14 protein-coding genes are annotated in these 12955 nt (G+C 26.4%); 6 read left to right on the top strand and 8 right to left on the bottom strand.

The window, feature by feature from the left end; all coding sequences use genetic code 11:
* Positions 1–273 precede the first annotated feature (273 nt).
* The 6 genes from hypD to KQY27_RS06525 all read left to right on the top strand — a co-directional run bounded on the left by hypD (position 274) and on the right by KQY27_RS06525 (position 5740).
* The gene (gene hypD / locus KQY27_RS06550; protein ID WP_224425792.1) at positions 274–1320 is read left to right on the top strand and encodes a hydrogenase formation protein HypD; all 1047 of its coding nucleotides are present in this window, start codon (positions 274–276) and stop codon (positions 1318–1320) included.
* An 84-nt stretch (positions 1321–1404) separates the two neighbouring features.
* Positions 1405–2142 carry a phosphoglycolate phosphatase gene (locus KQY27_RS06545; RefSeq protein ID WP_224425770.1) on the top strand — a complete coding sequence of 246 codons (738 nt, stop codon included), beginning with the start codon at positions 1405–1407 and terminating at the stop codon, positions 2140–2142.
* A 13-nt stretch (positions 2143–2155) separates the two neighbouring features.
* On the top strand, positions 2156–3469 hold the full coding sequence (locus KQY27_RS06540) for a TldD/PmbA family protein (RefSeq protein ID WP_224425769.1): 1314 nt from the start codon (positions 2156–2158) through the stop codon (positions 3467–3469).
* Between the two features lie 108 nt (positions 3470–3577).
* Positions 3578–4717, top strand: a complete 1140-nt coding sequence (pscS, locus tag KQY27_RS06535; RefSeq protein ID WP_224425768.1) for an O-phospho-L-seryl-tRNA:Cys-tRNA synthase — start codon at positions 3578–3580, stop codon at positions 4715–4717.
* 187 nt (positions 4718–4904) lie between these two features.
* On the top strand, positions 4905–5192 hold the full coding sequence (locus KQY27_RS06530) for a hypothetical protein (protein WP_224425767.1): 288 nt from the start codon (positions 4905–4907) through the stop codon (positions 5190–5192).
* Positions 5193–5512: 320 nt separating this feature from the next.
* Complete coding sequence (locus KQY27_RS06525; protein ID WP_224425766.1) at positions 5513–5740, top strand: hypothetical protein; 228 nt, start codon at positions 5513–5515, stop codon at positions 5738–5740.
* 249 nt (positions 5741–5989) lie between these two features.
* Here the strand turns inward: KQY27_RS06525 and KQY27_RS06520 are convergent, their stop codons facing one another.
* The 8 genes from KQY27_RS06520 to rnhB form a co-directional block, all read right to left on the bottom strand.
* Positions 5990–6136, bottom strand: coding sequence for a hypothetical protein (locus KQY27_RS06520; protein ID WP_224425765.1), 147 nt, complete (start codon positions 6134–6136; stop codon positions 5990–5992).
* Positions 6137–6440: 304 nt separating this feature from the next.
* Positions 6441–6905, bottom strand: coding sequence for a GyrI-like domain-containing protein (locus KQY27_RS06515; RefSeq protein WP_224425764.1), 465 nt, complete (start codon positions 6903–6905; stop codon positions 6441–6443).
* Positions 6906–7079: 174 nt separating this feature from the next.
* Positions 7080–8330, bottom strand: coding sequence for a gephyrin-like molybdotransferase Glp (gene glp / locus KQY27_RS06510; RefSeq protein WP_224425763.1), 1251 nt, complete (start codon positions 8328–8330; stop codon positions 7080–7082).
* Between the two features lie 44 nt (positions 8331–8374).
* A complete protein-coding gene (locus KQY27_RS06505; RefSeq protein WP_224425762.1) occupies positions 8375–9139 on the bottom strand; it encodes a coenzyme F420-0:L-glutamate ligase in 765 nt (254 codons plus the stop codon).
* Positions 9140–9527: 388 nt separating this feature from the next.
* Complete coding sequence (locus KQY27_RS06500; protein ID WP_224425761.1) at positions 9528–10154, bottom strand: IMP cyclohydrolase; 627 nt, start codon at positions 10152–10154, stop codon at positions 9528–9530.
* Positions 10155–10312: 158 nt separating this feature from the next.
* Positions 10313–10717: a biopolymer transporter ExbD gene (locus KQY27_RS06495; RefSeq protein WP_224425760.1), complete on the bottom strand. Its 405-nt coding sequence runs from the start codon at positions 10715–10717 to the stop codon at positions 10313–10315.
* 18 nt (positions 10718–10735) lie between these two features.
* On the bottom strand, positions 10736–11584 hold the full coding sequence (locus tag KQY27_RS06490) for a MotA/TolQ/ExbB proton channel family protein (protein ID WP_224425759.1): 849 nt from the start codon (positions 11582–11584) through the stop codon (positions 10736–10738).
* A gap of 518 nt (positions 11585–12102) precedes the next feature.
* Positions 12103–12729, bottom strand: a complete 627-nt coding sequence (gene rnhB / locus KQY27_RS06485) for a ribonuclease HII (RefSeq protein ID WP_224425758.1) — start codon at positions 12727–12729, stop codon at positions 12103–12105.
* Positions 12730–12955: the final 226 nt, after the last annotated feature.

Genomic DNA, 12955 nt, shown 5'->3' with positions numbered 1-12955 from the left:
TAATTATATGGTAAATACCTTTAATAATATAATCATATTAATTATCTTAAGCTTTTTGACTTATAGTGTTAGTATGATTGTATATTTAGTAGTAATTTTTAATAATTTTGTTTTGATGAATGATATAACAAAACCTATATATTATGAAGTTAATAAAATATTCATAGATTGATTATAAATTAGTTTAAAAAAACTTTAAAATGAGATTCAAAGAGGGTTTCATATTAATTATTATATTTTCACGATTTTACAGGTGTTATGATGAGTACTGGAATGAAAGACATTTCTAATGAATTAATTAAAAGAATCGAAAAGTTAGCTACTCCAATCAAGATTATGCATGTTTGTGGTTCTCATGAACATACAATCATGGAAAATGGACTTCGTACACTTTTGCCTTCAGAAGTTGAAGTTGTTGCAGGGCCGGGATGTCCAGTCTGTTGTGTTCCTGCGCGAGAGATTGATGAAAGTTTAGAACTTATTGACAAAGGAGTTACAATAGCTACTTTTGGGGACATGCTTCGTGTTCCAGGTTCTAATAGTTCTCTTGCAGATGCTAAAGCTGAGGGGGCTGATGTTCGTATAGTTTATGGTATAGCTAACGCAGTAGAAATGGCTGAAAAGATTGATAATGAAGTTGTTTTTATAGCTGCTGGTTTTGAAACAACTGCTCCTACTACTGCAAATGAAATTCTTAATAATCCTCCTGAAAACTTCTCTGTTCTTTCATCCCATAGAATGATACCTCCTGCTCTTAAATTCCTCATTGATTCTGGTCAAACTAATCTTAATGCTCTGATTGAACCAGGACATGTATGTACGATTATTGGAACAAAACCATTTGAAAAATTTTCAACTGAATATAATATTCCACAAGCTGTGGCAGGTTTTAACCCATTGGATGTTCTTATGGCAGTTTATATGATTTTAAGACAAGTTAAAAAGGGTGAAGCTAAAATCGATAATGAATATAATAGAGCAGTTCGTGATGAAGGGAATTTATTAGCTCAAAAAGCAATAGCTGATGTTTTTGATGTTACAAGCCGTGAATGGAGGGGTTTTCCAAAAATTCCTGATTCTGTAATGGAGATAAAGAAAGAATTTTCACAATATAATGCAAGAGAAAAATTTGATATTGAAGTGAAAGATGTTAAAGAAGCTCCAACAGGTTGTATATGTGGCCCAATATTAAGAGGAGTAGCTAGACCGGAAGATTGTACATTATTTAGAACTAAATGTAATCCTATGAATCCTATAGGTGCTTGTATGGTCAGTAAAGAAGGTACTTGTAATATAGCTCATAGATATAGTGCCAAATAATTTAATCACAGATTTATCATCAGTTTATTTAATATTTATCTAATTAAATGTAAACAGAAGAAATTTTGATATTAGGTTGATTGAATGGAAACACAAAAAATAAAAGCAATAGCTGTAGATGTAGATGGAACAATAACTGATAAAGATAGAAAAATATGTATCAGTGCGATTGAAGCTATACGTTCTGCTGAAGAACTTGGAATCCCAACAATTATTGTTACAGGTAATATTTTCTTTTATGCTTATGCAACAGCTATTTTAATTGGAGCTACTGGAGGGATAGTAGCTGAAAATGGCGGTGTAATTTCAGAACCTGATGAAGAAGGTGTTGAAAAAATAAAAGTTTTAGGTGATTTTAAAAAGACTCAAAAAGCTTTTGATTATCTTAAATCTGTATTAACTAATAATAATAATAATAATAATGGAAATGGAAATCAAATTCAAATGGTTGATGATTCTGATAGTCGTTTATCTGAAATTGCAATCTATAGAACTATTGATGAAAAAGTTTTAAAAAATCTATTGAAAGAATCAAAGGAAGATTTTGATGTTGAAGTTTATGATACTCAATTTGCTATTCATATCACAGATAAAAATATCAATAAAGGAACCTCTCTTGGAATAGTAGCTAAAAAACATGGATTTAATGTAGATGAAATTTTAGCTATTGGGGATAGTGAGAATGATATTGAATTTTTAAAAGTATGTGGATTAAAAATAGCTGTAGCAAATGCTGATGAAAATTTAAAGAAAATAGCTGACTATGTTTGTGAAAATAAATATGGTGATGGTGTTAAAGAAGCTATTGAAAAATTTATTTAGGTGGAATTTTTTTATGTTGTTTGAAATATCAGAAAATGCAGAAAAAGCAATTTCAAAGTATTGTGATAATTATGAAATTTATTTAGAAAAAGAGGAAATTTTACAATTTGATGCTCAAAAAAGTAATCTTGAATTTGCTAAAGAGGAGATTAGTCTTGGGATTGGAATAAGAGTAATTATTGATAATAAATTAGGTTTTGCTTATACTTCAGATATGGAAAAAATTGAAAATTTAGCTGAAAAAGCTTTTTCAAATGCAAAACTTAATGAAAAAGATGAAAACTTCTGTTTTTGTGAAAAATCAACACCAGCTAAAGTAAATAACATTTATGATTCTAAATTTGAAAATATTCAAATTGGAGAATCTACTGATTTTTTAGAATCAATCATTCATATATGTGAGGAAGAAGGATGTGAACCAACTTCTGGAGGATTTTCAGCTTCTAAATCAGAAAATTTAATTGTTAATTCAAATGGTGTCTCTGCATCTAATAAATCAACTGGATTTTCTGCGTTTATAGCTTTAAACGCTGAAGATGGGGATGAAAAATCAACTGCTTATGATGGTATTTCATCTTGTTTTTTTAATCTTAATGGTGAGGAATTAGCTAGAGATACATGTAAAATAGCTAAAGACTCTATTGGTGGGGTTAATGTTGAAACTTCTGATATGAATGTTGTTTTAGATTATCATGCTGCTGTGGGACTTATAAATACTTTTATAAATGCTTTTAATGCAGATAATGTTCAAAGAGGAAGGTCTATTTTAGCTGATAAAATTGGAAAGCAGATAGTTGATACTAATCTCTCTATATATGATGATGGTAGTTTTGATGGTGGTCTTAACTCTGGATTTTATGATGATGAAGGAACTGGATCTAAAAAAACCCAATTAGTTGAAAATGGTATTTTAAATGGTTTTATTTATGATTGTTATACAGCTAAAAAGGCAAATGATGAAAATATAAATTCTACTTCAAATGGTTTTAGAGGTTCTTATGTTGGAACTCCTTCTCCTAGTCCTTCAAATGTTATTTTTGATTTTAGTGAAAAAATTGACATTTCTGAAATTAAAAAGGGCTTTTTAGCTACTGATGTTTTAGGGGCTCATACAGCTAACCCTATTTCGGGAGATTTTTCAGTAGAATCTAACAATGGATTTTTAATTGAAAATGGTGAGATAATTAAACCAGTTAAAAAAGCTATGGTTTCTGGAAATATTTTCAATGCTTTATCTAATTGTGAAGGTGTAATTAGTCAGATAAAACAATATGGTCCTTTTATTATTCCTAAAATATTGTGTAAAGATTTAAGAGTGGTTGGTTAATAACTCTGGTTATTGTTATACTTGATTTATTATTTTTTAGGATTTTATAGCTTAAGGATTTTACCTCTTAATTAAATTAAATAATCAAATACTAAAATTGGTGAATTTATGGAATGTCAAAATTATAATATTACTCGGGATGTTGAGAGAGAAAATCTCAATTTAAATCCACTACAAAGGGGAGGAATTCTCCCAAAAGAAGCACGTGAAGCTTTATATGATTTTGGAGATGGGTATAGTGTATGTGATTACTGTGCTGGAAGATTAGATGAAATAGCTAAACCTTCTATTGGGGGATTTTTAGAGGATTTAGCTAAGTTTTTAAATGTCGATGATGTAAGAACTACTCATGGGGCTCGTGAAGGTAAATTTGCAGTTATGCATGGTATTTGTAATCCTGGTGATGTGATTGTTGTTGATGGAAATGCTCATTATACTACTCATTTAGCTGCTGAGCGAGCAGGTCTTGAAATCATAGAGGTACCAAGTTCTGATTATCCTGAGTTTAGGACTGATATGGAAATATATCAAAAAGCTCTTGAAAATGCTATTGATGAATATGGTGAAATTAAATTAGCTGTTCTCACTCATGTTGATGGAAATTATGGAAATCTTAGTGATGCAAATGAATTTGGTAAAATTTGTAGTAAATTAGGAGTTCCTTCTCTTTTAAATTGTGCTTATTCTATGGGAAGATTACCAATTGATTCTAATGGGTGGAATATTGATTTTGTTGTAGGTAGTGGTCATAAAAGTATGGCTGCTTCAGGCCCTATTGGTGTACTTGGAATGAAACATGAATGGGCTGATACTATGTTAAAACGTTCTCCTAGGCATGTGAAAAAAGAAATTGAGATGTTAGGATGTACTAGTAGAGGTGCTCCGATAGCTACTTTAATGGCATCTCTTCCTCATGTAATAGAACGAGTAAATAAATGGGATGAAGAAGTAAAATTATCAAGGGAATTTGTAGCTAATTTGGAAGAAATCGATGGCATAACTCAGATTGGAATAAAACCAACTAATCATGATCTTGTTAGATTTGATACTCCAATTTTACATGAAATTTCTAAAATTCATCCAAGAAAAGGATTTTTCTTATATGAAGAACTAAAAACAAGAAAGATTGTTGGTATAAAAAGAGGGCAAACTGAATGGTTTAAATGTAGTACTTATGGTATGAGTAAATCTCAGAGAAATTATATAACTGACTCCTTTAAGGAAATTGTTGGAAAATTTATTAAATAATTCATATTTATAATTTATTTAAAAATTATTGAAATATTATAAATATTTATAAACATTATTAAATATTTATTAAATATTCTTTAAATGATTTAAGCAGATAAATAGGTTAATAAAGTATTTAATTGATATTTTTTTAAATGATTTAAGTAGTTAAATAGATTAGTAAAAATCTAAGTTGGTATAAATCATGTTAACTGAAGAAGATAGGGAAGAAATTGGAAGAATAGCTAGACAAAATATTCGTTTAGGAATGTTTTTTAATGACTTAAGAAGGGATTTAATGGTACTCCTAAATAGTCCTATTGATGAAAAGGAAAAATATTATAGTTGGAGTATTTTGGCTCATGAATATTTTGTAAATTATGGAAATACAAGTATGATGGAAGAATTAGTAGAAATTATCGATTCTAAAATCAATAAACATGAGATGTGGAAACAATTAGAAGAAAATTTTATTAAAAAGTATGAATTATAATTAATTTATATTTTTTATTTTATTTTTATATTTTATTTTTTAACTTTTATCTTTTATTATATTGTTCAAATTATTTTATAATAAAAATCCCTATTTTTAATTTTTTTATATTTCTGAATTTTTCAACATATTCTGCATCTAAACCGCAAATTCAACTATTTTTTGATTGTAATTCCTTCATTTTAAGGTATAGCTATTTGAATTTTAAATTCTTTTATTCTTTTGTTTTTCAATAATTTGTATTATCTTTTCAATATTTTTGATAAAATATTTATGCTATAAATTACAAAATAATATTAATAATTGATGAGGTATATAATATGTTTGTAAAAAGAATTGAAGTAGTATATAGAAACAGTACTTTACATTTTATTGTCGGAACTCCAATGGAAACAGTTGTTACTGATGTCAGAATTAAACCTAATCCTAATAAGATTGTAAAAACAATAGAATTAACAGATGACCTTATTAAAATAGAATATGGTGAGGATGAAGTTACTTGGCTCCCAATAAATAAAGTTGTTGAATTAAACTTTAAGAAAGCATAATATTTTTTAAGAATTAATTTTTGCTTTTATTTTTAATTATTTTTAATTATTTTTTTTAGATTATGCATTTAATTAGATATTTTTTATTTAATTATTTTTAATTATTTTTTTTTAGATTATGCATTTAATTAGATATTTTTTATTTAATTATTTTTAATTATTATGATTAATTAGAATAAAATTTAGGATAACCAATAATAGCAGTTATATCTTCTAATATAAATTGAATAAAGATTAATTTATATACAATTATTCTTTCTTATACTTTCTTCTTAGATACAAACGATATATTATATAATAGACCACTATAGCTATTATAATATATATTATAATCCATCCCCAGAATCCTGGATCAAAACCAGTAGGGGTAGTACCATATGATACACCATATGCCATAATATACTTACCTCCATAGCTTACTATATTTTTGTTTTTCTTTGTATATAAAATATCTTTATAATTCAATAATAGATATTTAAAGATAATTATTTGGTCTAGGTTATATAAAATATCTTATATTAGTTTAAATTTAATTATATTTAAAATAAAATAAAATAAAATTTGTATTTTGAAAAAAACTAATAAAAATTCAAGAAAGTACTAATAAAAAGTTAAGAAAGAATTAAAAAGAAAAATTATATTATTTTTCCTTTTAAGAAAAATAGAAAATTATGTAAAAAATAGAATAATGAATGGAAATCTACATTTTTATAACTGGGAATTGAACCTCAGTTTGAAGCTCTTCTTCAGGAACTTCATGAGGGCTATTGTAGTAAATTTCTTTAGGGGAACCTATTATATCATAATTATTCTTAATAGAATATTCAACCATTTCTTTATAAGTATCAGGCAAATTTTTGTAAGATCCATTGTGCATGACAGATAAAACTCTATGTTCTAATAGTTCAACAACTTTTATTTCTCCTTCTTCAGAAATTTCAGTATCTTCTGAAACAGGAATTCCCATATCATAAATCATTTCTTCAGGAGCTGTATTTTGAGGACTTGTATAATATATTGCAAAAGGAGCTCCAGCAAGTTGAACTTTATTAACTTCTGCCCATGCCAATAGCTTCCCAATAAGAATTCCCATATCTTCAACATTTCCTTTATAATTTATAATAGCAAATTTTTCATCTTTTATTATTTTGTCCTCTATTTTCATATTAGCACCTTAATTCTTTTCTTAATCATTTTAATTCTTTTTTATTCTTTTTTATTCTTTTTTAATTATTTTCTTAACTATTCTCTTTTTATTAAATCTCAATATTAATAATGTTTATAATTATATTCAAAACCATTTAAATATTCCTTGTTTTTGAATATATTTCAATATATATTATCTAAAAAGAGTAATTTCAACTTCTTTTCCTTCATCAACAAGTTCTATTGTTTTTGAGATTTTGATATAACCATCTGCATGTGCAAGAGAAGTGATGGCTCCGGAATCTTTTACTATCGGATAAGCAAGTCCATCTTTTAGCTGAACTAAGTTATAGTGTATTCTACCTTTAGGGGAATGAATTCTTTTTGCTAAAATAGCTTTAGTTTTTTCTATATTTTCAGAACCTTTTCCAGATAATCTTCTAATATTTGGAACAATAAATACATAAAAAATAATAAGTGCTGAAACTGGATTTCCAGGAAGGCCTATAACAAGTTTTTCATTAACTTTTCCAACTAGTGTTGGTTTTCCAGGTTTAACAGAAATACCATGCATGATAACTTTTCCAATTTCATCTAAAACATGTCTTAAAACATCTCCAACACCAGCTGAAGTACCGCCAGAACAAATAACTATGTCGAAATCTTCAAGAGAGTTTTTAATTTGTTTTTTTAGCTTTTGATAGTTGTCTTTTACAATTCCTTTATTTTCTGCAATAGCTCCATTTGAAATAGCTCCACTAGTTATAGCATAGCTATTTACATCATAAATTTTTCCATATTCGATATTTCCATTTTTATTTTTCTCATTTTCTAATACTAGCTCATTGCCTGTAGATATAACTGCAATTCTTGGCTTTTTATATACTTCCACTTCCTTGATTCCTTGTGCAGCTAAAACACCTATTTTGTCAGGACCAATGACAGTTTTTTCCTTTAAAAGTGTTTTTTCCTTTGTTATATCTGATCCTTTTAGAGCTAAATCTTGATTTGGAGCTACACTTTTGAGTATATAAATATCATTTTCTTCATCAATAGCAGAACCTCTTTCAGTAAATTCAACCATAGCTACAGCATCAGCTCCATCTGGAATTGGGGCGCCTGTACTTATTTCTATACATTCTCCTTTTTCAATAGTTTTTTCACTATAAGATCCTGCTTCAATACTATCAATACATTTTAAAATTTTAGGATGTTCATCATTAGCTCCAAACGTATCTTCAGCTTTAACAGCAAAACCATCCATTAAAGATCTATTAAATGGTGGGAGATCCATTGAACTAATAATATCTTTAAAAATAACATGATTATAACTATCTTCAATAGAAACAATATCTGATTTTGGAGGATAAAGTTCATTGAATAAATCTTTTATAATTTTTTTAGCTTCATCTACTTCTTTTATATTTAAAAATTCAGTTCCCATACTTTCCCCTTGTTTTTTAAAGATATTATTTTAATTATTTAAATTTATTTTCTAAAAACATCAAATTCTTTTTCTCTCAACAATGGTTTTATACTTGATTTTTTATCTTTTAAATCATTGAAATTTAGGAATCCTTTAATTAAGACTACTGGAATTCCTTCATTAGCTTGTCCCATTAAAAGAGATGCTGCAGCAGCTAATTCATCAGCAATAGCTATTTCTGTGGTTTCAAGTTTTCTACCATAAAGATCTTCTTCACCTACTCTTTCCCAAAGAGGATTGATTCCACAACACCCAATTGCTACACCAACAGCACCATTTCTAAATGCTCTACCTTGAGTATCAGTTATTATGATAGCTAAATTTTCTCCAACTTCTTTTTTTAAGGAATTATATATTTCTTTCGCTGATTTATCAGGGTTTTCTGGCATTGGTGTAGCTAAACCTTCTTCTACATTTGATTCATCGATTCCTGCATTTGCACAAACAAAACCTTGTTTTGTTTCACTTATTATAAAGTTTGGACCAATTGCAATAATTTCTTTAGATTCCTTGATTATTGCTTCAATAAGTTGTGGGTCTTTTCCAGTTTTTTCAGCTAATTCATTAGCTTGTGGACTAGGATTTATTTTTTTTAAATCAATATAATTACCTTCAGCTTTTGATATTAGGGTTTCAGCTATTAAAAGGATATTTCCTTCCTCTAATTCAATATTTTGTTGCTCAAGTGAGGATAATATTAAATCAGCAATTTTATCTCCTTTTACTACTAAAGGAATTTCTGTTAATCCTAATAATTCTAGTTTCATTTTAAAACCGTTTAAATATCTATTTAGCTTATAATTTTGTAAGATTTAACTTTTAAATATGTTGTTTGTTTTTATATAATTAAATAAAATATTATTATAAAGATTATTAAAAAAATAATTCTAATAATAATTAATATAAATATTTAAATTTAATATAATATTTAAAAAAATAATTAAATTAGAAATAAATTAATTAGAAATTAATTAATAAAATTTAATTAATTAAAATAAAATTTAATTAAATAAATAATTAAATAAATAATTAAAATTACATTAATTAATATATATAATTAAAAATGTAAAAATATGATTATTTTTAAATCCAATTAATTTTATTAATTTAATATTAATTTTTTAATTATAAATTTGTAGTTTAATAGAATAATAATTACAAATTAATAGATTCTATTTTCCATTTTCCATCAAACACAGATCCAACTGAAGCTACTGGATTTGTGAATTTTTTAAATTCTCCTTCATCTAATATTAATTTTGCAGCTGAAGCAGAGTTTTTTGCAGTGAATTCAACCTCTTCTGGGGACTGACATTCATAAGTTGAAATAAATGCAGCTTTTCCATGTTCTAATTTTTCAACTAAGACTTTTCCATCAGTAACTATTCCAATATATGCTTCATATTTATTTTCATCAGTTGTTGAAGTAATTGCTGCAGCTATTCTTGGGGTATTATAATCATCTTTTTCATAATCCATAGCTAATAAAGAAAGTGCCATAGCATCTTTAATATTCATTCCAACAGCTATTTTATCAGCTATAACATCAGTATGTGAACCATTGGATACAATAGCTATATCTCCCACTATTTTAACACAGTTATAAGCTATGTATGCATTTTCAAATATGTCTGTTTCATATCCTTCTTTTGGAATAATAGCTGCTTTATCTTCAAAGCTCTTTGCCATCCTATTTGGAAAAGACCTACTAGATACTCTATAAGCTATAAATGGTTTTTTTTCACTATTCATTCCAACTGATACAATTCTTCCTAAATACATTTTCTTCCCTCTTATCGATTTATGATTTATTACATATTCTTTGATATAATTTTGAATTATCAAATAAAATAATTAACTAAATTATAATTAATAAATAATAAACTAGTGATTAACTAGTAATCAACTAACTTATTATATCATATTAAATAATATTCAATCTAATCTGGAGAACGCACTGCCTGTTCTGGACTCATACCTGGAGGTGCTGTAATAATAATGGCTCTTTCTTTAGGTTTTATAATAATTTCGCCTTGATCAATTACTTTCGTTTGAACTGCTATAGCATGATCTTTAATGAGTGCAGACATGTCTTGACCATTAACTGTTACTTTTTCCAATCCTGCTACAGGTAATAAATAATATTCTGAAGTACCACTTGTATCAGTTATATTAGGTTTTCCAGTTCCACTATCTGTAGCATCATTAATTCCTGCAGTACTAAAACTACTACTAACTACTAAAAATATTAATAGTGTAAATAGAATGTCAATAAACGGAACAAGGTTGAATTCAGGCCCAGTTTCTTTTATTTTCTGTCTGTGCCTTTTAATATCTAATGCCATTTTAATTCCTTCATATATTTATTGTCTAAGTCTACTTTCAGTTATTTCAGATTTAATATCACATTTTTCTAATATGATATTGTTAATACTCTTTTCAAGCATACTTGGCTTAAATGAAACCTGAATATTAGCTCCAGTATAATCTTGCTCTATTATTTCTCTTGTATTAACTATTCCATCAGCTTCTTTCAATGCTTCTAATGCACAGGGGATATTATTTTCAACTCTAATTTTAGCTACAGCATAACTCCAATTGGTCATTTTATTAGCTAACTCGATTTTATCCATTTCCACATCAATTAAACTTTTTATATATGTATGGAGGGGTAATAATATAATAGCTGTGGCTAAACCAACTATAGTTGTAATTAATGCAATGTAAATACCTTCTGCCATTGCTGCACTATTGGGACTTACTCCTAATGACTTAAATGTCATCCAAATACCAATTACAGTACCTATAAGTCCTAAAAATGGAGCAAGTTCTATTATGGTTTTAAGAGTATTAATACCGCTGGTCATTTTACTTAATTCAACGATGAATACCTGTTCCATTCCTTCTTCAACTTCTGTTTTATTTTTATATCCAATTTTCAATGCTTCAGAAATGATTTTAGAAACAGGATTTTTATAATGGCTTATTGATTTTAAAGCCTCAATTGCTCCGCCACGATTCATTGCTACTGTAACTGTTCCCATAATTTCTGTAGTGTCTGATTTACTTATACTTCTAAGGTAACGTATCTTTTGAATAGAACTTATTAGTCCATAGATACCAATAAGAACAATTATGTAAGTTATAACTCCTCCGCTTTGGAATATCTCAATAAAAGTATTAAATGCACCTGTGAAAAATTCTACTATCATAATATCCTCTAATTATAATTTAATGTGTAATATTAATTTATCATGATTTTAATTAATTTAATCTTGATTTTATTTTTATTTTATTATTTTATTATTTTATTATTTTAATTGATTTTTCAATTATTATTTTATTGATCTTTAAATTATTTTTTTAAAAATTGTTATTTTTAATTATTATTTTTTAACTTATTAATTTGTTATTTAAAATTACATATTTAATTTTATAATGATATATATAAAATGTATCTTTATAATTTGTTATTTAAAATTGTATATTTAATTTTATAATGATATATATAAAATGTATCTTTATAATTTGTTATTTAAAATTGTATATTTAATTTTATAATGATATATATAAAATCTATTTTAAAATATATTTTTATAATTTGTTATTTGAAATTATATATAATTTGAAATTATTATATAATTAAACATCTTTTTATAATTTATTACTATTTATCCTATAATTATAGTATAATATTATCAAATAATGTAATTTAATTACATAATTCATATTATTCTTGGTTTTTCAAGTTTTCAACAGTTTTCCAAGATTTTCTAACGATTTCGGGCATTTCATTATAGCTAAAGTTTTCTAAGAATTTTTTAGTTTTGGGGTCACTTGGATATCCAGATCCAATTTCTCCAATTTCCCTATATTCTTTTTTCAACTGTTCTATTATACTGTCTCTTTCATATTTAGCTATTATAGAAGCAGCAGCAACTTGCATATATTTATCATCTGCTTTGTGTTCAGAAATTACATTATCATTACCAGAAATTGATTTTATTTCTTCTTCTAATCGTTTTGGTTTTACATCGACTGAGTCTACTATTATGCAATCAGCATCTAATTTATCAATAATTTGTAGCATAGCTATTTTTTCTATTTCATTAAGATTTACATCTTTTGCTCTCAAATTGTCGATATCTCTAGCTGTTATTTCTACAGTTTCATATTCAAACATGTTTCTCAATTTTCGAGATAATACTTTTCTTCGTGTGGGAGTTAATCTTTTAGAGTCTTTTATACCCATTCTTTCTAGTATTTGGACCTTTTCATCAGGAATCACAACACCTGCTACAATAAGTGGGCCAATCACGGGGCCTCTTCCTGCTTCATCTATTCCTAAAACATTCATTTATTCACCATGGGATTTTTTACTCTATAAAAATATTTTTATTTTCTATAATGATTTATAAATTGATTATATACATGATTATAATAGATTTTAATAATGATTATAATATATTTCTATATTATGATATTGGAATTAATAATATAAATAATATAAATATATATTAATCAAATTTAAATATATTAAATTAATATTATTATTAAATTATATTATTAAATAGAATATACAA

It is taken from the genome of Methanobrevibacter sp. TMH8, from assembly GCF_020148105.1.
GTDB lineage: Archaea > Methanobacteriota > Methanobacteria > Methanobacteriales > Methanobacteriaceae > Methanobinarius.
This window is presented reverse-complemented; position numbering and strand designations above follow the sequence as displayed.